The 17,191-nt window shown below is 45.0% G+C and carries 29 protein-coding genes; 28 read left to right on the top strand and 1 reads right to left on the bottom strand.

The window, feature by feature from the left end:
* The first annotated feature begins 73 nt into the window (after positions 1-73).
* The 5 genes from ACQCN2_RS22655 to tuf all read left to right on the top strand — a co-directional run bounded on the left by ACQCN2_RS22655 (position 74) and on the right by tuf (position 4,921).
* Entirely contained in the window at positions 74-328 is a 255-nt protein-coding gene (locus tag ACQCN2_RS22655) for a 50S ribosomal protein L7ae-like protein (protein ID WP_426931239.1), read from the top strand.
* A 115-nt stretch (positions 329-443) separates the two neighbouring features.
* Positions 444-899 carry a 30S ribosomal protein S12 gene (rpsL, locus tag ACQCN2_RS22650; RefSeq protein ID WP_426931238.1) on the top strand — a complete coding sequence of 152 codons (456 nt, stop codon included), beginning with the start codon at positions 444-446 and terminating at the stop codon, positions 897-899.
* 51 nt (positions 900-950) lie between these two features.
* Positions 951-1,421 (top strand): 30S ribosomal protein S7, encoded by a 471-nt coding sequence (gene rpsG, locus ACQCN2_RS22645; protein ID WP_426931237.1) that lies wholly within the window; start codon positions 951-953, stop codon positions 1,419-1,421.
* Positions 1,422-1,493: 72 nt separating this feature from the next.
* Positions 1,494-3,572, top strand: a complete 2,079-nt coding sequence (gene fusA / locus ACQCN2_RS22640; protein ID WP_426931236.1) for an elongation factor G — start codon at positions 1,494-1,496, stop codon at positions 3,570-3,572.
* 158 nt (positions 3,573-3,730) lie between these two features.
* The gene (tuf, locus tag ACQCN2_RS22635; RefSeq protein WP_426931235.1) at positions 3,731-4,921 is read left to right on the top strand and encodes an elongation factor Tu; all 1,191 of its coding nucleotides are present in this window, start codon (positions 3,731-3,733) and stop codon (positions 4,919-4,921) included.
* A 155-nt stretch (positions 4,922-5,076) separates the two neighbouring features.
* Here tuf and ACQCN2_RS22630 read toward each other — a convergent pair whose 3' ends face one another.
* Positions 5,077-5,484, bottom strand: coding sequence for a globin domain-containing protein (locus tag ACQCN2_RS22630; RefSeq protein ID WP_426931234.1), 408 nt, complete (start codon positions 5,482-5,484; stop codon positions 5,077-5,079).
* A 365-nt stretch (positions 5,485-5,849) separates the two neighbouring features.
* Here ACQCN2_RS22630 and rpsJ point away from each other — a divergent pair, with 365 nt between their 5' ends.
* From rpsJ to ACQCN2_RS22515, 23 genes are all read left to right on the top strand, one after another.
* The gene (gene rpsJ / locus ACQCN2_RS22625; RefSeq protein ID WP_003333796.1) at positions 5,850-6,158 is read left to right on the top strand and encodes a 30S ribosomal protein S10; all 309 of its coding nucleotides are present in this window, start codon (positions 5,850-5,852) and stop codon (positions 6,156-6,158) included.
* A 177-nt stretch (positions 6,159-6,335) separates the two neighbouring features.
* The gene (rplC, locus tag ACQCN2_RS22620; protein ID WP_426931233.1) at positions 6,336-6,962 is read left to right on the top strand and encodes a 50S ribosomal protein L3; all 627 of its coding nucleotides are present in this window, start codon (positions 6,336-6,338) and stop codon (positions 6,960-6,962) included.
* 17 nt (positions 6,963-6,979) lie between these two features.
* Positions 6,980-7,603, top strand: a complete 624-nt coding sequence (gene rplD, locus ACQCN2_RS22615) for a 50S ribosomal protein L4 (RefSeq protein WP_426931232.1) — start codon at positions 6,980-6,982, stop codon at positions 7,601-7,603.
* Positions 7,603-7,893 (top strand): 50S ribosomal protein L23, encoded by a 291-nt coding sequence (gene rplW / locus ACQCN2_RS22610; protein WP_426931231.1) that lies wholly within the window; start codon positions 7,603-7,605, stop codon positions 7,891-7,893. The genes rplD and rplW overlap by 1 nt, the downstream gene beginning before the upstream one ends.
* A 33-nt stretch (positions 7,894-7,926) precedes the next feature.
* Positions 7,927-8,757, top strand: coding sequence for a 50S ribosomal protein L2 (rplB, locus tag ACQCN2_RS22605; protein WP_426931230.1), 831 nt, complete (start codon positions 7,927-7,929; stop codon positions 8,755-8,757).
* Positions 8,758-8,806: 49 nt separating this feature from the next.
* On the top strand, positions 8,807-9,088 hold the full coding sequence (rpsS, locus tag ACQCN2_RS22600; RefSeq protein WP_426931229.1) for a 30S ribosomal protein S19: 282 nt from the start codon (positions 8,807-8,809) through the stop codon (positions 9,086-9,088).
* Between the two features lie 30 nt (positions 9,089-9,118).
* Entirely contained in the window at positions 9,119-9,451 is a 333-nt protein-coding gene (rplV, locus tag ACQCN2_RS22595; protein WP_426931228.1) for a 50S ribosomal protein L22, read from the top strand.
* Positions 9,452-9,464: 13 nt separating this feature from the next.
* Positions 9,465-10,127, top strand: coding sequence for a 30S ribosomal protein S3 (gene rpsC / locus ACQCN2_RS22590; RefSeq protein WP_426931227.1), 663 nt, complete (start codon positions 9,465-9,467; stop codon positions 10,125-10,127).
* Between the two features lie 2 nt (positions 10,128-10,129).
* The gene (gene rplP, locus ACQCN2_RS22585; protein WP_426931226.1) at positions 10,130-10,564 is read left to right on the top strand and encodes a 50S ribosomal protein L16; all 435 of its coding nucleotides are present in this window, start codon (positions 10,130-10,132) and stop codon (positions 10,562-10,564) included.
* Positions 10,554-10,751: a 50S ribosomal protein L29 gene (rpmC, locus tag ACQCN2_RS22580; protein ID WP_426931225.1), complete on the top strand. Its 198-nt coding sequence runs from the start codon at positions 10,554-10,556 to the stop codon at positions 10,749-10,751. The genes rplP and rpmC overlap by 11 nt, the downstream gene beginning before the upstream one ends.
* A gap of 21 nt (positions 10,752-10,772) precedes the next feature.
* Positions 10,773-11,039, top strand: coding sequence for a 30S ribosomal protein S17 (rpsQ, locus tag ACQCN2_RS22575; RefSeq protein WP_426931224.1), 267 nt, complete (start codon positions 10,773-10,775; stop codon positions 11,037-11,039).
* A 41-nt stretch (positions 11,040-11,080) separates the two neighbouring features.
* Positions 11,081-11,449 (top strand): 50S ribosomal protein L14, encoded by a 369-nt coding sequence (gene rplN / locus ACQCN2_RS22570; protein WP_426931223.1) that lies wholly within the window; start codon positions 11,081-11,083, stop codon positions 11,447-11,449.
* Between the two features lie 49 nt (positions 11,450-11,498).
* A complete protein-coding gene (gene rplX / locus ACQCN2_RS22565) occupies positions 11,499-11,813 on the top strand; it encodes a 50S ribosomal protein L24 (protein ID WP_426931222.1) in 315 nt (104 codons plus the stop codon).
* A 26-nt stretch (positions 11,814-11,839) separates the two neighbouring features.
* Positions 11,840-12,382: a 50S ribosomal protein L5 gene (gene rplE / locus ACQCN2_RS22560; RefSeq protein WP_426931221.1), complete on the top strand. Its 543-nt coding sequence runs from the start codon at positions 11,840-11,842 to the stop codon at positions 12,380-12,382.
* 24 nt (positions 12,383-12,406) lie between these two features.
* The gene (locus tag ACQCN2_RS22555; protein ID WP_426931220.1) at positions 12,407-12,592 is read left to right on the top strand and encodes a type Z 30S ribosomal protein S14; all 186 of its coding nucleotides are present in this window, start codon (positions 12,407-12,409) and stop codon (positions 12,590-12,592) included.
* A 27-nt stretch (positions 12,593-12,619) separates the two neighbouring features.
* Positions 12,620-13,018: a 30S ribosomal protein S8 gene (gene rpsH, locus ACQCN2_RS22550; protein ID WP_426931219.1), complete on the top strand. Its 399-nt coding sequence runs from the start codon at positions 12,620-12,622 to the stop codon at positions 13,016-13,018.
* A 30-nt stretch (positions 13,019-13,048) separates the two neighbouring features.
* Positions 13,049-13,585, top strand: coding sequence for a 50S ribosomal protein L6 (gene rplF / locus ACQCN2_RS22545; RefSeq protein ID WP_426931218.1), 537 nt, complete (start codon positions 13,049-13,051; stop codon positions 13,583-13,585).
* A gap of 33 nt (positions 13,586-13,618) precedes the next feature.
* A complete protein-coding gene (gene rplR, locus ACQCN2_RS22540; protein ID WP_426931217.1) occupies positions 13,619-13,981 on the top strand; it encodes a 50S ribosomal protein L18 in 363 nt (120 codons plus the stop codon).
* Positions 13,982-14,010: 29 nt separating this feature from the next.
* Positions 14,011-14,508 carry a 30S ribosomal protein S5 gene (rpsE, locus tag ACQCN2_RS22535; RefSeq protein ID WP_426931216.1) on the top strand — a complete coding sequence of 166 codons (498 nt, stop codon included), beginning with the start codon at positions 14,011-14,013 and terminating at the stop codon, positions 14,506-14,508.
* Between the two features lie 15 nt (positions 14,509-14,523).
* The gene (gene rpmD / locus ACQCN2_RS22530) at positions 14,524-14,712 is read left to right on the top strand and encodes a 50S ribosomal protein L30 (RefSeq protein WP_426931215.1); all 189 of its coding nucleotides are present in this window, start codon (positions 14,524-14,526) and stop codon (positions 14,710-14,712) included.
* Between the two features lie 31 nt (positions 14,713-14,743).
* Positions 14,744-15,184, top strand: a complete 441-nt coding sequence (gene rplO / locus ACQCN2_RS22525) for a 50S ribosomal protein L15 (protein WP_426931214.1) — start codon at positions 14,744-14,746, stop codon at positions 15,182-15,184.
* Positions 15,184-16,479 carry a preprotein translocase subunit SecY gene (gene secY / locus ACQCN2_RS22520; RefSeq protein ID WP_426931213.1) on the top strand — a complete coding sequence of 432 codons (1,296 nt, stop codon included), beginning with the start codon at positions 15,184-15,186 and terminating at the stop codon, positions 16,477-16,479. Before rplO ends, secY begins: the two co-directional genes overlap by 1 nt.
* 66 nt (positions 16,480-16,545) lie before the next feature.
* Positions 16,546-17,190, top strand: coding sequence for an adenylate kinase (locus tag ACQCN2_RS22515; protein ID WP_426931212.1), 645 nt, complete (start codon positions 16,546-16,548; stop codon positions 17,188-17,190).
* Position 17,191: the final 1 nt, after the last annotated feature.

Below are 17,191 nucleotides of genomic sequence, written 5' to 3'. Positions count from 1 at the left end.
TTGACTTTCTGATAGCCACCTGATACTATATTCAAGTGTGCCTGATATACTTTGCTTTGGAGGATATGATCACATGTCTTATGAAAAAGTAGAGCGGGCGAAGGAGTTAGCGATTGGGATTAATCAGACAACCAAAGCAGTGGGTAACAACACGGTTGAGGAAGTCTTCATCGCCAAAGATGCGGACAAACGTCTGACTCAAAAAATCGCGCTTCTATGCAAGGAGAAGGGTGTGCCGGTCATCTATGTTGATTCCATGCGGCGCTTAGGCAAGGCATGTGGCATCGATGTAGGCGCAGCGATTGCTGCGATTAAAAAAAGTAGTTAACCACGTTTTTGTTGCAATTTCTCTGTAACTTGCAAACAAGAACTTTCTATTTGGCCATTTATGACTCACCTGGATCTGTGGTCTTGAGAAGGAATTAAGGAAGGAGGTAAATACAATGCCTACAATGAATCAATTAGTGCGCAAAGGTCGTACAGACAAAGTCGTGAAGTCTAAGTCCCCAGCTCTTCAAAAAGGGTACAACAGCTTCAAGAAGTCTCAAACGAACCAAAGCTCTCCACAAAAACGCGGTGTATGTACTCGTGTAGGTACTATGACACCTAAGAAGCCGAACTCCGCGCTTCGTAAATATGCTCGTGTACGCTTGACTAACGGAATCGAGGTAACTGCTTACATCGGTGGTATTGGTCACAACTTGCAAGAGCATAGCGTAGTACTCGTTCGTGGTGGTCGTGTAAAAGACTTACCAGGGGTACGTTACCACATCGTTCGTGGTGCGCTTGACACAGCTGGTGTTAACAACCGTATGCAAGCTCGTTCCAAGTATGGTACTAAACGTCCTAAACTTGGTAAAGACGGCAAACCGGTTGCAGCAGCTCCTAAGAAAAAATAAGTTAACGTTAGTCATATAACGTAATCATCTTTGGAAGAAGGAGGGGAACATATGCCACGTAAAGGTCCTGTAACTCGTCGAGACGTATTACCTGATCCTATTTACAATAGCAAACTCGTAACTCGTTTGATCAACCGTATGATGTTGGATGGTAAGCGCGGTGTTTCTCAAAACATCCTGTACTCTGCTTTCAACCTCATTCAAGAACGCACTGGTCGTGAACCAATGGAAGTGTTTGAAGAAGCACTGAAAAACATCATGCCAGTTCTTGAAGTAAAAGCTCGCCGTGTTGGTGGTGCTAACTACCAAGTTCCAATCGAAGTTAAGCCAGAGCGTCGTACGACTCTTGGTCTTCGTTGGTTGGTAAACTACGCGCGTAACCGCGGTGAAAAAACGATGGAACTTCGTTTAGCGAATGAAATTATGGATGCAGCGAACAATACTGGTGCAGCTGTTAAGAAACGTGAGGATACTCACAAAATGGCTGAAGCAAACAAAGCGTTTGCGCACTATCGCTGGTAGGATCCCAAAGCGGGTGTCCGCTTAGGACGCCCGCATTTTCTCATATATTGAGTATGGAAGGAGCATTCCTAAATGGCTCGCGAGTTCTCACTAGCGAATACTCGTAATATCGGTATTATGGCACACATCGATGCTGGTAAAACGACAACTACTGAGCGCATTCTTTTCTATACTGGTCGCGTTCACAAAATTGGTGAGGTGCACGAAGGTGCAGCTACCATGGACTGGATGGAACAAGAACAAGAGCGCGGTATCACAATCACCTCTGCTGCTACCACTGCTCAATGGGATGGTCACCGTATTAATATCATTGACACACCAGGGCACGTAGACTTCACAGTTGAAGTAGAACGTTCCCTTCGCGTACTCGATGGTGCGGTTACTGTTTTCGATGCAAAAGGTGGAGTAGAACCACAAACCGAAACTGTTTGGCGCCAAGCTGACCGTTACGGTGTACCACGTGTATGCTACATCAACAAAATGGACATCATCGGTGCTAACTTTGACATGTGCTTGGAGCAAATCCGCACACGTCTTGGTGCTCGCCCTGTTGCTATTCAATATCCAATCGGTGCTGAAGACAAGTTCTTGGGTATGGTTGACCTCGTTGAAATGAAAGCGATCATCTATACTGATGACCTTGGTAAAACATCTGAAGCTACCGAGATCCCTGCTGACTTGAAAGACAAATGCGAAGAGCTTCACCTTGCACTTGTTGAAGCAGCAGCTGAACAAGATGAAGAACTCATGATGAAATACCTCGAAGGTGAAGAGTTGACGGTTGACGAGATCAAACGCGCAATTCGTAAAGGTACTATCGAAGTAAGCATCACTCCAGTTCTTTGTGGATCTTCTTACAAAAACAAAGGGGTTCAACCGATGTTGGATGCAGTAGTTGCTTACTTGCCAGCTCCGATTGACATTCCTGCGATCAAAGGTATGATTCCAGATACTGATGAAGAAGTAACTCGTGAATCCGACGACAATGGTCCGTTCTCTGCTCTTGCGTTCAAGATCATGACTGACCCTTATGTTGGTAAATTGACCTTCTTCCGTGTGTACTCTGGTACACTCAACTCTGGTTCATATGTATTGAACTCCACAAAAGGTAAACGTGAACGCGTAGGACGTATCCTGCAAATGCACGCTAACCACCGTCAAGAGATTGAAGTTGTATACTCTGGTGACATTGCGTCTGCCGTAGGTCTTAAAGATACAACAACTGGTGATACACTCTGCGATGAGAAATCCCCAGTTATCCTTGAGTCTATGACATTCCCAGAGCCAGTTATCTCTGTAGCGATTGAACCTAAATCCAAAGCAGATCAAGACAAGATGGGTATCGCCCTTTCTAAATTGGCTGAAGAAGATCCGACGTTCCGTACACATACAGATGAAGAAACTGGTCAAACAATCATCTCCGGTATGGGTGAGCTTCACCTTGAAATCATCGTTGACCGTATGAAACGCGAATTTAAAGTGGAAGCAAACGTAGGTGCGCCTCAGGTTGCTTACCGCGAAACATTCCGTACCCACGCTAAAGTGGAAGGTAAATTCGTCCGTCAATCTGGTGGTCGTGGTCAATTCGGTCACGTTTGGGTTGAATTCTCTCCACTTGAAGCTGGTAAAGGCTTTGAGTTCGAAAACAAAATCGTCGGTGGGGTAGTACCACGCGAATACGTACCTGCTGTTCAAGCTGGTATCGAAGAATCCATGAAAAATGGTGTACTCGCAGGCTTCCCATTGGTTGACATCAAAGCTGTCCTCGTAGACGGTAGCTACCATGATGTTGACTCCTCCGAGATGGCGTTTAAAGTAGCTGGTTCCTTGGCATTGAAGGAAGCTGCGAAGAAGTGTGGCGCGGTTCTTCTTGAGCCAATCATGAAAGTAGAAGTAACTGTACCAGATGAGTACATGGGCGATGTAATGGGTGACTTGAACTCTCGTCGTGGTCGTATCGAAGGTATGGACGCTCGTGCAAATGCACAAGTTATCCGTTCCATGGTACCACTCTCCGAGATGTTCGGATACTCTACAGTACTTCGTTCCCGTACTCAAGGTCGTGGACAATACTCTATGCATCTTGACCACTACGAAGAAGTACCGAAGTTCATCTCTGAAGAAATCATCAAAAAATCCAAGGGCGAATAATCCTCACTTTTGGATTGGCAAAAAAATTGCCAATGATCTTCTTTTCTCTTTATCTTAAATCGAGAAAGGTTTACAATATTTCATGGACAACCATGCTACATATGGTAAGCCTTTCTTTTAAACTAGAATCTCTAATTTTTAAGGAGGATTAAACTCTCATGGCTAAAGAAAAGTTTGAGCGTAATAAACCACACGTTAACATTGGTACTATCGGTCACGTTGACCATGGTAAAACAACTTTGACTGCTGCTATCACAACAGTTCTTTCCCAATCCGGTAAAGCAAAAGCTATGGATTACGGTAGCATCGACGCTGCTCCAGAAGAGCGCGAACGTGGTATCACAATCAACACAGCTCACGTTGAGTACGAAACTGACAACCGTCACTACGCTCACGTTGACTGCCCTGGACACGCTGACTACGTTAAAAACATGATCACTGGTGCTGCTCAAATGGACGGCGCGATCCTCGTAGTATCTGCTGCTGATGGTCCAATGCCACAAACTCGTGAGCACATCCTTCTTTCCAAACAAGTAGGCGTACCTTACATCGTAGTATTCATGAACAAATGCGACATGGTTGACGATGAAGAGTTGCTTGAACTCGTTGAAATGGAAATTCGTGACCTTCTTTCCCAATACGAATTCCCAGGCGATGACACTCCAGTAATCAAAGGTTCTGCTAAAGAAGCTCTTGATAACCCAACTGGTGAGTGGGCTAACAAAATCAAGGAATTGATGGAAGCTGTTGACAGCTACATCCCAACTCCTGAACGTGCAACTGACAAACCTTTCTTGATGCCTGTAGAGGACGTATTCACCATCACTGGTCGTGGTACAGTTGCTACTGGTCGTGTAGAGCGCGGTGTAGTTAAAGTTGGTGACCAAGTAGAAGTTATTGGTCTTGCTGAAGAAACTCGCACAACTACTGTAACTGGTGTTGAGATGTTCCGTAAATTGTTGGATTCTGCACAAGCAGGGGACAACATCGGTGCTCTTCTCCGTGGTGTTGAGCGTAAAGACATCGAGCGTGGACAATGTTTGGCTAAACCAGGTTCCGTTAAGCCTTACACTAAGTTCAAAGCAGAAGTTTACGTTCTTTCTAAAGAAGAGGGTGGACGTCACACTCCATTCTTCGCTAACTACCGTCCACAATTCTACTTCCGTACAACTGACGTAACAGGTATCATCCAATTGCCAGAAGGCGTTGAAATGATCATGCCTGGCGATAACACTGAGTTCACTGTTGAACTTATCGCTCCAGTTGCGATGGAACAAGGTACTCGTTTCGCGATCCGCGAAGGTGGCCGTACAGTAGGCGCTGGCGTAGTAGCTACTATCGTTGAATAATTAAACAGACTCAGATCTGTTGTGACCCGTAAGTTGGACACTTTTCCCAAGGTGACCCTTCTTACGGGTCATTTGTTTTTAATCAAACAATCAAAAGCAAATGTAATGCAAAAAAACCGCAGACAGGTGTCCACGATTTTCATGACTCTTCTTATTTATAAGGTTGCAAGATATTCTGTTTCTTCGTCGTCAGGAGAATTCACCATATGCCCAGCTACTTGAATCAAGCGCTCATACATGAAGTCCCTGGCATGTCCCTGTAAGCTAATCGCATCCATCGATTCACGCATTAACTTCAACCAGCGCTCAGCGCGTTTCGGTGTAACTTTGAAGGGTAGATGGCGAGCTCGCATCAACGGATGACCATGCACATTAGAATAGAGGGGTTCTCCTCCAAGGAACTGAGTAAGGAATAGAAACTGCTTTTCCTGTACTGGCGTTAGGTCCTTTGGAAAGATAGGGCTTAACAACGGATCATTGGCAACTCGCGGGTAGAAATTATCAACCAGCATACGTATGGTTTCTTCTCCACCCAGAGCCTCATAAGGAGTTTGTTCAATCATATATGGATCACCTAATTTCATTATTATCTTCATCTCTTCTATATATAAGGTAATCGTATTGTAGCGAATTAACAAGGAAATCTCATCTGGGAGACAATCCCGCTTGCATTTTAGGAAGGAAGCCTGTAACATAGTCAAAGTGAGTTTACGAACCAAAGAAATAAACACTATGAAAAAATGAAAAAGTGAAGCAAAAAAAACTTGCAACGCCTATGCATTTTTAGTAAAATAGTGAATGTTGGTCATGGACTTGCGATGATGTGGGAGGTTGCTGACACACCCGGACCCTTTGCCATGGCTGGGGTGCAGGATATTTCCACGGAGAAATGTCCGTTATATAAATGGGCGAAAAAGGAGGGACTAAAATGGCAAAACAAAAGATTCGTATCCGTTTGAAAGCGTATGATCACAAAATCCTCGATCAATCCGCTGAGAAAATCGTTGAAACTGCGAAACGTTCTGGTGCTAACGTATCCGGTCCGATTCCACTTCCTACTGAGAAAGCAGTTTACACAATCCTTCGTGCGGTTCACAAGTACAAAGATTCTCGTGAACAATTCGAGATGCGTACACACAAACGTTTGATCGACATCTTGAACCCAACACCACAAACGGTTGATGCGCTTATGCGTTTGGATCTTCCATCTGGTGTTGACATCGAGATCAAACTGTAAGCAGAAAACGCGACACACACGCAGGCGTTGTCTTAGTGAGCCGCGTGGCACATAGATGTTTATCGCTTTTTAAGTTGGTAATCCCTGAATGCACCCCTGCACGTCAGTAGGGACTTGATACAACAAAAGGTCATTAATTGTCGTAAGAAAAGAAACAAGGTACAGGAGGTGGCACAAATGACCAAAGGAATCTTAGGTAAGAAGTTGGGCATGACCCAAGTATTCGGTCCTAACGGTACAGCAATTGCTGTAACAGTTATCGAAGCTGGCCCTAACGTAGTTCTTCAAAAGAAAGATCTTGAGAACGACGGGTACGAGGCGATCCAAGTAGGTTTCGATGATAAAAAAGACCACCGTGCTAACAAGCCTGAAAAAGGTATTGCTTCCAAGGCTAACACGGCACCTAAGCGCTTCATTCGTGAATTCAAAGGAATTAACCTCGGTGAGTATGAGGTTGGTCAAGAAATCAAAGCTGATGTTTTTGCCGCAGGAGATGTTGTTGACGTTGCGGGTGTAACCAAGGGTAAAGGTTTCCAAGGTTCCATCAAGCGCCACAATCAATCCCGCGGACCAATGGCTCACGGTTCCCGCTACCATCGCGGACCAGGTTCCATGGGTTCCATCGCAGCTAACCGTGTATTCAAAGGTCAAACATTGCCAGGTCAAATGGGTGGCGACAACGTAACAATCCAAAACCTCGAAGTAATCAAAGTTGACACTGAGCGCAACTTGATTCTCGTTAAAGGATCTGTACCTGGACCTAAAAACAGCTATGTAGTCGTTCGTACGGCTGTTAAGAACTAAGGAAAGGAGGAACAGACATGCCAAAAGTAGCTCTCTATAATCAAGCTGGCGCGCAAGTCGGCGAAGTAGAATTGGCAGATAGCGTATTCGGTATCGAGCCTAACTCTGCGGTGTTGTACGATGCGATCGTAATGCAACAAGCTTCCCAGCGCCAAGGTACTCATGACGTGAAAAACCGTTCTGAAGTACGCGGTGGTGGACGTAAGCCATGGCGTCAAAAAGGTACTGGTCGTGCTCGTCAAGGATCCATTCGCTCACCACAATGGAAAGGTGGCGGCGTGGTATTCGGACCAACACCTCGCAAATACGGTTACAAATTGAATCGTAAAGTTCGTCGCTTAGCTTTGAAATCCGCATTGTCTACAAAAGTTCAAAACAACGAGTTGTTCGTACTTGATGCATTGAACTTGTCTGCTCCAAAAACGAAAGAAATGACTGTTGTTTTGAACAACTTGAAAGTGGATCGCAAAGTGTTGATCGTAACTTCTGAATTTGATCAAAACGTAGCTCTTTCTTCCCGTAACATTCCTGGAGCAAAATTCATCGATGCAGCTGGAATCAACGTGCTTGATCTAGTTGCTCACGACAAAGTAATCGTAACGAAAGATGCGATTGCGAAGGTAGAGGAGGTGCTCGCCTAATGAAGAGCCATTTTGATATTATCAAGCGCCCTATCATTACGGAGCGCACCACCGATATGATGGCTGAGAAGAAGTACGTTTTCGAAGTACCTCTTAAAGCTAACAAAACCGAGATTAAACAAGCGGTTGAAAAAGCATTCGGTGTAAAAGTTGAAGCTGTTAACACAATTCGCGTTGCAGCTAAACCAAAACGCTATGGCAAATACTCTGGTTACACTTCTGAGTGGAAAAAAGCTATCGTTAAATTGAGCGCTGATTCCAAAGAACTCGAATTCTACGAAGGCGTGTAAGCCCGACGACTATCGATAAGGAGGGAAATGTAAATGGGTATCAAAAAGTTTAAACCGACTTCTCCTGGTCGTCGCCAAATGACGGTTTCTACCTTTGAAGAGATCACAACCTCCACTCCGGAGAAATCTCTCTTAGCGCCTCTTAACAAAAAAGCAGGTCGTAATAATCAAGGAAGAATCACCGTTCGTCATCAAGGTGGCGGTCATAAACGCAAATACCGTATTATCGACTTCAAGCGTGACAAAGATGGTATCGCAGGTCGCGTAGCAACGATCGAGTACGATCCAAACCGTTCCGCTAACATCGCATTGATCAACTATGCGGATGGGGAAAAACGTTACATCTTGGCTCCTTTAGGACTCAAAGTTGGCGACGAAATCTTCTCCGGTGCAGATGCAGATATCAAAACTGGTAATGCATTGCCACTTGAAAACATCCCAGTTGGTACTACAATCCACAACATCGAATTGAAACCTGGTAAAGGTGGACAATTAGTTCGCGCAGCTGGTGCTGAAGCACAACTTCTCGGCCGTGACGGCGATTTCGTAATCGTACGTTTGGGTTCCGGTGAAATCCGTCGCTTCCACAAAGAGTGCCGCGCAACTATCGGTCAAGTGGGTAACCTTGATCACGAGTTGATCAACATTGGTAAAGCTGGTCGTTCCCGTTGGTTGGGCGTACGTCCTACTGTTCGCGGTAGCGTAATGAACCCTAACGATCACCCACACGGTGGTGGTGAAGGTCGCGCTCCTATCGGACGTAAAGCTCCTGTTACTCCTTGGGGTAAACCTACACTTGGTCTCAAAACTCGCAAAAAGAAAAACAAGTCCGATCAATATATCATCCGTCGTCGCAAGAAGTAAGGCAGGATGAAACAATAACCGAACGCCTTTGGCGAAAGGAGGTTCACTTATGGGACGCAGCTTGAAAAAAGGCCCTTTCATTGATGATCATTTGATGAAGAAAGTTGTTGAACTGAACGAAAAAGGTGAGAAACGCGTAGTTAAGACCTGGTCTCGTCGTTCTACAATTTTCCCTGATTTCATTGGTCACACACTCGCAGTATACGATGGCCGTAAACACGTACCAGTTTATGTTTCTGAAGACATGGTAGGACACAAATTGGGTGAGTTCGCGCCAACTCGTACCTTCAAGGGTCACGTCGATAACGACAAAAAATCCAAGAAGCGCTAATTTTTCTCTTCACAGAGAGGAGGTACAAAGATGGAATCCAAAGCAGTTGCTCGCTATATTCGTATAGCTCCTCGTAAAGTTCGACTGGTGGTTGACTTGATCAGAGGCAAGCAAGTAGGTGAAGCGTTGGCTATCTTGAAACATACGCCAAGAGCAGCTTCTCCAGTTGTTGAAAAACTTCTTAATTCGGCTATCGCTAACGCGGAAAACAACTTCGAAATGGACGTTAACAGCCTTGTAGTTGGTAAAGTGTTCGTTGACCAAGGTCCAACCTTGAAACGTTTCCGCCCGCGCGCTATGGGACGTGCAAGCCGTATCCATAAACGTACTAGTCATATCACAGTAGTACTAAACGAGAAATAAGGAGGGATTACGTGTGGGTCAAAAGGTAAGCCCGGTTGGTCTTCGCATTGGTGTTATTCGTGACTGGGAATCCAAGTGGTACGCTGACAAGGATTTCGCGAATTTCTTGCATGAAGACCTTCGCATCCGCAAGTATGTTAAAGGCCGTCTGAAAGACGCGGCTGTATCTACTATCGAAATCGAACGTGCGGCTAATCGCGTAAACGTAACTATTCACACGGCTAAGCCTGGTATGGTTATCGGTAAAGGTGGAGCAGAAGTAGAAGTACTTCGCAAAACCTTGAGCGAAATGACTGGCAAACGCGTTCACATCAACATCAACGAAGTGAAAAAACCTGATCTCGATGCTACACTTGTAGCTGAGAACATTGCACGTCAATTGGAAAACCGTATTTCTTTCCGCCGTGCACAAAAACAAACAATCACTCGTTCCATGCGTTCTGGTGCTAAAGGTATTAAAACTCTTGTTAGTGGTCGTCTTGGTGGAGCGGATATCGCTCGTTCCGAAGGCTACAGCGAAGGTACAGTACCTCTTCACACATTGCGTGCGGACATTGATTACGGAACTGCAGAAGCACACACAACTTATGGCCGTATCGGCGTAAAAGTGTGGATCTACCGTGGCGAAGTTCTTCCAACTAAGAAGAATGTAGCTGTTGAGGAAGGAGTGAAGTAAACATGTTGACGCCTAAACGCGTAAAACACCGCAAACAACACCGTGGTAAGATGGCGGGTAACGCAAAAGGTGGTACCACCATCGCGTTCGGTGAATACGGTTTGCAAGCACTCGAGCCATCTTGGATTACTAACCGCCAAATTGAGGCAGCTCGTATCGCGATGACTCGTTATATCCGCCGTGGCGGTCAAGTTTGGATCAAAATTTTCCCTGACAAACCAGTTACTCAAAAACCTTTGGAAGTCCGCATGGGTTCCGGTAAAGGTTCTCCTGAACACTGGGTTGCAGTAGTTAAACCAGGCAAGATCATGTTTGAACTTGCTGGCGTATCTGAAGAAATCGCTCGTGAGGCAATGCGCCTTGCTATGCATAAACTTCCTATCAAATGTAAGTTTGTGAAGCGCGAAGAAGTGGGTGGTGACGCACATGAAGGCTAATGAGTTCCTCAATCTGACCACTGCTGAGATTGAACAGAACGTTTCTTCCCTCAAAGAAGAATTGTTCAACCTCCGTTTCCAATTGGCTACTGGTCAACTGGAAAACACAGCTCGTATTAAGCAAGTTCGTAAGGATATCGCACGTGCGAAAACCATCCTGCGCCAGAGAGAATTGGGTATCGGCTAATAAAGGAAGGAGGTTCGAACGATGACCGCAGAACGCAATATGCGTAGAACCATGGTAGGTCGAGTTGTATCTGACAAGATGGACAAAACTATCGTGGTGCTTGTTGAAACCTATAAGAAACATCCTTTGTACGGTAAACGCGTGAAATACTCTAAGAAGTTCAAAGCACATGACGAGAACAATACGGCTAAAACCGGTGATATCGTTGAAATCATGGAAACTCGTCCGCTTTCGAAAGACAAGAAGTTTCGCTTAGTGAAGATCGTCCAAGAGGCAGTAATCGTATAAGCAAGATTTCGGATGAACTAATCCGAAGGGAGGGACTTTGAATGATCCAAACTCAAACCAGATTGGCTGTTGCAGACAACTCCGGCGCGAAGGAATTAATGTGCATCAAGGTTCTTGGTGGCTCCGGTCGCAAAACCGCGAACATTGGTGACGTAATTGTGTGCTCCGTTAAATCCGCTACACCCGGTGGCGTTGTCAAGAAGGGTCAAGTGGTGAAGGCAGTTGTGGTGCGTACCGTTAGTGGTGTTCGCCGTAACGACGGTTCTTACATCCGTTTTGACCAAAACGCAGCTGTAATCATCAAGGATGATAAATCTCCTCGTGGAACACGTATCTTTGGACCGGTTGCTCGTGAACTCCGTGACAAAGACTACATGAAAATTATCTCCTTGGCTCCAGAGGTTATCTAATCGACACGTTTAAGATATGTAGTTTGTTCGATAGGAGGTGCACCAAACGATGCACGTTAAAAAAGGCGATACCGTTATCGTGATTGCGGGCAAGGATAAAGGTAAAAAGGGTCGTGTGTTGGCTGCTTATCCGAAGAAGGATCGAGTATTGGTTGAAGGTATTAACCTCGTGAAAAAACATGCTCGTCCATCTCAAGCTAACCCACAAGGCGGGATTGTAACTCAAGAAGCTCCAATCCACGTTTCTAACGTTTCCTTGATCGATCCTAAATCCGGAAAACCAACTCGTATTGGTTACAAAGTATTAGACAACGGTACAAAAGTTCGGATTGCTAAGAAATCTGGCGAAGTAATCGATAAGTAGTCAGGTCTGAAAGGAGGGTGTCCTAGGTGGCAACAAGATTGAAAGAAAAATATCAAAATGAAATCGTGCCAGCGCTCTTGAGCAAGTTTAACTACAAAAGCGTAATGCAGGTTCCTAAAGTTGAGAAAATCATCATCAACATGGGTGTTGGTGAGGCAGTTGCAAACGCGAAATCACTTGATACTGCTATTGAAGACTTGCAGTTAATCGCTGGTCAAAAACCAGTAGTAACTCGTGCGAAGAAATCAATCGCGGGTTTCAAACTTCGTGAAGGTATGCCAATCGGTGCTAAAGTGACACTGCGCGGCGAGCGTATGTATCACTTCCTAGACAAACTGATGAACGTATCCTTACCACGCGTTCGTGACTTCCGCGGTATTTCTTCCAAAGCGTTTGATGGTCGCGGTAACTACACGCTTGGCTTGAAAGAACAACTCATCTTCCCGGAGATTGAGTACGATAAAATCGATACAGTGCGCGGTATGGACATCGTAATCGTTACATCCGCTAAAACGGATGAAGAAGCACGTGAACTCTTAACCCAAATGGGTATGCCATTCCGCAAATAAACCCTATCGTAAGGAGGGAATCAAGTGGCAAAGAAATCAATGGTTATCAAGCAACAGCGTCAACCGAAATATGCTGTTCGCGCCTATACTCGTTGCGAACGTTGTGGACGTCCCCACTCCGTATTACGCAAATTCAAATTATGCCGTATTTGCTTCCGTGAATTAGCCTACAAGGGTCAAATTCCAGGTGTGAAAAAGGCTAGCTGGTAATATAGACGGGAAGGAGGTTTTACTCTCATGGTAATGACTGATCCAATCGCAGATATGCTTACTCGTATCCGCAATGCGAATATGGTTCGCCACGAGAAAGTGGAGATTCCTGCATCAAACCTCAAAAAGGAAATTGCACGTATCCTTAAAGAAGAAGGTTTTATTCGCGATGCTGAGTTTATCGATGATAACAAGCAAGGTATGATCCGCTTGTTCTTGAAATACAGCCAGAACAATGATCGTGTAATCACTGGTCTGAAGCGTATTTCTAAACCAGGTTTGCGTGTATACGCACAAACCAACGAGGTACCTCGCGTACTTGGTGGACTTGGTGTAGCAATTCTTTCTACTTCTGCTGGTGTTATGACTGACAAACAAGCTCGTCAAGCACATGTTGGCGGAGAAGTTCTCGCATACATTTGGTAATTAACGATTTAGGCACAGGAGGTGCAAGACATGTCACGTGTCGGTAGAAAACCGATAGCGATTCCTGCAGGCGTTACCCTCACTCTGAACGGTTTAGAGTTGACGGTAAAAGGCCCTAAGGGTACACTCGTTAGAACATTCCATCCGGATATCAAGATCAACATCAGTGACTCTGAAGTTGTTGTTGAGCGTCCGTCTGATAACAAACTGCATCGTTCCCTGCACGGTACGACTCGCGCACTAGTTGCAAATATGGTAACTGGTGTGTCTGAAGGCTTTACCCGTACTTTGGAACTGGTGGGCGTTGGGTACCGTGCCGCTAAAGCTGGTAAAGGTGTAACTCTTTCTCTTGGTTTCTCCCATCCGGTAGAAATCACGCCTGAAGAAGGAATCGAAATCGATGTTCCTAACCAAACCACTTTGGTTATTAAAGGGATCAGTAAAGAACGCGTAGGTCAAGTTGCAGCTGAAATTCGCTCCATCCGTAAACCTGAGCCTTACAAAGGTAAAGGGGTTAAATACAGTGATGAAGTGGTTCGCCGCAAAGAAGGTAAAAAAGGTAAATAAGCTTCGTAGTTTCACGAGAAGGGAGGCCGCGTAATGTTTACTAAAGGCGATAAAAACAAAGCTCGGAAAAAACGTCAACTGCGTATCCGTAAGCGTGTGATCGGTTCTGTAGTACGTCCGCGTTTGAACGTGTTCCGTTCTTCCAAGCATATCTATGCACAATTAATTGATGATGCTTCTGGCGTAACAATCGCATCCGCATCTTCATTGGATAAAGAACTTGGACTCAAAAATGGTGCTAACACTGAAGCTGCTGCAGCAGTAGGTTCTTTGATCGCAAAACGCGCCACAGAGAAAGGTCTTACTGAAGTAGTATTCGATCGTGGTGGTTACTTGTACCATGGACGTATTCAAGCACTTGCTGACGCAGCACGTGAAGCTGGTCTGCAATTCTAATCAACTTTTGTTAACAAGGAGGGTATGGAATGCGTATCGACCCTAGCAAATTAGAGCTAGAAGAGAAAGTCGTTGCCGTTAACCGCGTTGCGAAAGTGGTTAAAGGTGGTCGTCGTTTCAGCTTCAGCGCGTTAGTCGTTGTTGGTGATAAAAACGGTCACGTTGGTTCCGGTATGGGTAAAGCCCAGGAAGTTCCAGACGCTATTCGCAAAGCTATTGAAGACGCTAAGAAAAACTTGATCCGCGTACCACTTAAAGGAACAACCGTTCCACACCAAGTGCTTTGCCACTTTGGTGCCGGAAAAGTGTTGATCAAACCTGCTTCTGAGGGTACTGGAGTAATCGCTGGTGGACCAGTTCGTGCGGTTCTTGAACTTGCTGGTGTAGGCGATGTATTAAGTAAATCTTTGGGATCCAACAACCCAATCAACATGGTTAATGCTACGCTTGAAGGGCTTAAGCGCCTGAAAACAGCTGATGAAGTTGCTAAATTGCGTGGTAAAACCGTTGAAGAATTATTAGGTTAGGAGGGGGATTGGGAAATGGCTAAACAATTGCAGATTACCCTAAAGCGTAGCCTTATCGGTCGCACAGTTGACCAACAGGCAACCGTGAAAGCCCTCGGCCTTCGCAAAATTAACTCTTCTGTAGTAAAAGAAGACAATGCCGCTACCCGCGGTATGGTTTTCAAAGTGAAACATCTGGTTGACGTAAAAGAAATCGAAGCATAAATCAGATTTTGTAAGTTAGGAGGTGCAACGTATGAAATTGCATGAACTTAAGCCGGCAGAAGGTTCCCGTCACGAACGCAAACGCATCGGTCGCGGTATTGGTAGCGGAACTGGTAAAACAGCTGGTAAAGGTCACAAAGGTCAAAACGCTCGTTCCGGTGGTGGAGTACGTCCAGGATTTGAGGGGGGCCAAAACCCACTGTATCGTCGTTTGCCTAAGCGCGGTTTCACAAACATTTCTCGAAAAGAGTTTGCGATTGTTAGCTTAGATGCCTTGAACCGTTTCGAAGAAGGCACTGTAGTTACTCCAGAACTTTTGAAAGAAACTGGTGTTATCAGCGCACTTCGTGATGGCGTAAAAGTATTGGCTAATGGTGAACTTACTGTGAAGCTGACTGTAAAAGCTCACAAGTTCTCTAGTGCGGCAGCTGAGAAGATTGCTCAAGTCGGTGGAACTACCGAGGTGATCTAATGTTAGCGAGCCTCTCTAACATTTTTAAAATAGGCGACCTGCGTCGGAAGGTGATCTTCACCCTCTTGATGCTTGTCGTCTTCCGAATTGGAAGCTTTGTTCCGGTTCCTAACATTAATATTGGGATGTTGCAACACTCTACGAACAACCTTCTTGGCTTTTTGGACACCTTCGCCGGTGGGGCATTGAAAAAGTTCTCCGTTTTCGCGATGGGAATCATGCCTTACATTACTTCATCGATTATCATGCAGTTGTTGTCGATGGATGTTGTGCCGAAGTTTACACAATGGGCTAAAGAAGGCGAAGTAGGTCGTCGTAAAATCGCTCAAATTACTCGTTATGGAACAGTTATTCTAGGTCTGATCCAAGCTGTTGGATTAACATTTGGTTTTAATCGGATGTATCCTGGATTGGTAACGGATGAATCATTTGGCAGTTATGCGTTGATTGCAATCACCTTAACCGCAGGAACGGCTTTCTTAATGTGGATGGGTGAGCAAATAACTGAAAAAGGTATTGGTAATGGAATCTCCATTATCATCTTGGCTGGTATTATCGCAGCAATTCCAAAAGGGATTGAAACGGTATATTCCACACTTTTCGTTAACGCTGCTGGTCAAATCTTCTTTAGCATCATTAAAGCATTGCTTATATTCTTAGCGATTGTAGCGATTATCGTCGGTGTTATCTATATGCACCAAGGTGTTCGTAAGATTCCAGTGCAGTACGCAAAACGAGTTGTTGGACGTAAGATGTATGGTGGACAATCCACTCACATCCCGCTCAAAGTGAACTCTGCTGGGGTTATCCCAGTAATCTTTGCGATTTCACTTGTAATCTTCCCAGCTACGATTGCTAGTTTCTGGGCTGATGCATCCGGTCAGGGAATTGCTAACTGGATTTATCAAAACTTCCAAGTTAGCTCTGGACTAGGAATGACGCTTTACGCGATTCTTATTCTTGGATTCACTTATTTCTACACATTCGTACAGATTAATCCTGTGCAAATGGCGGAGAATATGAGAAAAAATGGTGGTTACATTCCTGGAATCCGTCCTGGTAAGAACACTGAAGTCTACATTACACGTACGTTGAACCGCCTTACTTTGGCTGGTGCGTTATTCTTATGTGCGATATCGGTTCTTCCGTTTCTCTTCAGTAAGATGGCTGGTCTTCCTCAATCTGTTTACGTTGGGGGTACTTCCTTGCTGATCTTGATCGGGGTTACATTGGATACAATGAAACAAATCGAAAGCCAATTGATTAAGCGCCACTATAAGGGGTTCATCAAGTAAAGTAACTTTGGTTGTTTAGAATGAAGAAGGATACACTTTCTTCTGAATGGACGAGGGGGATGGACGATGAATATCATTTTGATGGGCTTGCCTGGAGCCGGTAAAGGTACACAGGCTGAGCGTATCGTAGAAGAATTCAAGATCCCGCACATCTCTACAGGCGATATGTTCCGAGCTGCCGTAAAAAACGAAACACCTCTGGGATTAAAAGCGAAGTCTTATATGGACCAAGGGCATTTAGTACCAGATGAAGTCGTAATCGGTATCGTTCGCGAGCGCCTGAGCAAAGAAGATTGTGAAAAAGGATTCCTATTGGATGGATTTCCACGTACAGTTCCACAAGCAGAAGCATTGACTGCTACATTGAATGACATGGGACGCACAATCGACCATGTGATTAACATCGATGTAGACCGCGAGATTCTGATTGAGCGTTTAACTGGACGCTGGATTTGTCCAGTGTGCGGATCCAGCTATCACACAATCTTCAACCCACCTCAAGTGGCAGGGATTTGCGACAAAGATGGCGGAAAACTTTATCAACGGGAAGATGATAAAATCGAAGTAGTTGCGCAGCGTCTCGATGTAAACATTGCGCAAACACAGCCGTTGGTCAATTATTATTCATCACAGGGGCTGCTTCGTAACGTGAACGGAGATCAAGATATTAATATCGTATTCTCCGAAATTGCCTCTTTACTGAGAGGGTAAG

Origin of the sequence: Brevibacillus ginsengisoli, from assembly GCF_050113715.1 — a bacterium.
Taxonomy (GTDB): domain Bacteria; phylum Bacillota; class Bacilli; order Brevibacillales; family Brevibacillaceae; genus Brevibacillus_H; species Brevibacillus_H ginsengisoli.
The sequence above is the reverse complement of the archived record's forward strand: the minus strand, read 5'-3'. Positions and strand labels throughout refer to the sequence as shown.

What these genes read in the sequence shown, in the direction of transcription:
- ACQCN2_RS22655 (WP_426931239.1), top strand. Translation starts at nt 74, where the DNA reads ATGTCTTATGAAAAAGTAGAGCGGGCGAAGGAGTTAGCGATTGGGATT.
- rpsL (WP_426931238.1), top strand. Translation starts at nt 444, where the DNA reads ATGCCTACAATGAATCAATTAGTGCGCAAAGGTCGTACAGACAAAGTC.
- rpsG (WP_426931237.1), top strand. Translation starts at nt 951, where the DNA reads ATGCCACGTAAAGGTCCTGTAACTCGTCGAGACGTATTACCTGATCCT.
- fusA (WP_426931236.1), top strand. Translation starts at nt 1,494, where the DNA reads ATGGCTCGCGAGTTCTCACTAGCGAATACTCGTAATATCGGTATTATG.
- tuf (WP_426931235.1), top strand. Translation starts at nt 3,731, where the DNA reads ATGGCTAAAGAAAAGTTTGAGCGTAATAAACCACACGTTAACATTGGT.
- ACQCN2_RS22630 (WP_426931234.1), bottom strand. Translation starts at nt 5,484, where the DNA reads ATGATTGAACAAACTCCTTATGAGGCTCTGGGTGGAGAAGAAACCATA.
- rpsJ (WP_003333796.1), top strand. Translation starts at nt 5,850, where the DNA reads ATGGCAAAACAAAAGATTCGTATCCGTTTGAAAGCGTATGATCACAAA.
- rplC (WP_426931233.1), top strand. Translation starts at nt 6,336, where the DNA reads ATGACCAAAGGAATCTTAGGTAAGAAGTTGGGCATGACCCAAGTATTC.
- rplD (WP_426931232.1), top strand. Translation starts at nt 6,980, where the DNA reads ATGCCAAAAGTAGCTCTCTATAATCAAGCTGGCGCGCAAGTCGGCGAA.
- rplW (WP_426931231.1), top strand. Translation starts at nt 7,603, where the DNA reads ATGAAGAGCCATTTTGATATTATCAAGCGCCCTATCATTACGGAGCGC.
- rplB (WP_426931230.1), top strand. Translation starts at nt 7,927, where the DNA reads ATGGGTATCAAAAAGTTTAAACCGACTTCTCCTGGTCGTCGCCAAATG.
- rpsS (WP_426931229.1), top strand. Translation starts at nt 8,807, where the DNA reads ATGGGACGCAGCTTGAAAAAAGGCCCTTTCATTGATGATCATTTGATG.
- rplV (WP_426931228.1), top strand. Translation starts at nt 9,119, where the DNA reads ATGGAATCCAAAGCAGTTGCTCGCTATATTCGTATAGCTCCTCGTAAA.
- rplP (WP_426931226.1), top strand. Translation starts at nt 10,130, where the DNA reads ATGTTGACGCCTAAACGCGTAAAACACCGCAAACAACACCGTGGTAAG.
- rpmC (WP_426931225.1), top strand. Translation starts at nt 10,554, where the DNA reads ATGAAGGCTAATGAGTTCCTCAATCTGACCACTGCTGAGATTGAACAG.
- rpsQ (WP_426931224.1), top strand. Translation starts at nt 10,773, where the DNA reads ATGACCGCAGAACGCAATATGCGTAGAACCATGGTAGGTCGAGTTGTA.
- rplN (WP_426931223.1), top strand. Translation starts at nt 11,081, where the DNA reads ATGATCCAAACTCAAACCAGATTGGCTGTTGCAGACAACTCCGGCGCG.
- rplX (WP_426931222.1), top strand. Translation starts at nt 11,499, where the DNA reads ATGCACGTTAAAAAAGGCGATACCGTTATCGTGATTGCGGGCAAGGAT.
- rpsH (WP_426931219.1), top strand. Translation starts at nt 12,620, where the DNA reads ATGGTAATGACTGATCCAATCGCAGATATGCTTACTCGTATCCGCAAT.
- rplF (WP_426931218.1), top strand. Translation starts at nt 13,049, where the DNA reads ATGTCACGTGTCGGTAGAAAACCGATAGCGATTCCTGCAGGCGTTACC.
- rplR (WP_426931217.1), top strand. Translation starts at nt 13,619, where the DNA reads ATGTTTACTAAAGGCGATAAAAACAAAGCTCGGAAAAAACGTCAACTG.
- rpsE (WP_426931216.1), top strand. Translation starts at nt 14,011, where the DNA reads ATGCGTATCGACCCTAGCAAATTAGAGCTAGAAGAGAAAGTCGTTGCC.
- rpmD (WP_426931215.1), top strand. Translation starts at nt 14,524, where the DNA reads ATGGCTAAACAATTGCAGATTACCCTAAAGCGTAGCCTTATCGGTCGC.
- rplO (WP_426931214.1), top strand. Translation starts at nt 14,744, where the DNA reads ATGAAATTGCATGAACTTAAGCCGGCAGAAGGTTCCCGTCACGAACGC.
- secY (WP_426931213.1), top strand. Translation starts at nt 15,184, where the DNA reads ATGTTAGCGAGCCTCTCTAACATTTTTAAAATAGGCGACCTGCGTCGG.
- ACQCN2_RS22515 (WP_426931212.1), top strand. Translation starts at nt 16,546, where the DNA reads ATGAATATCATTTTGATGGGCTTGCCTGGAGCCGGTAAAGGTACACAG.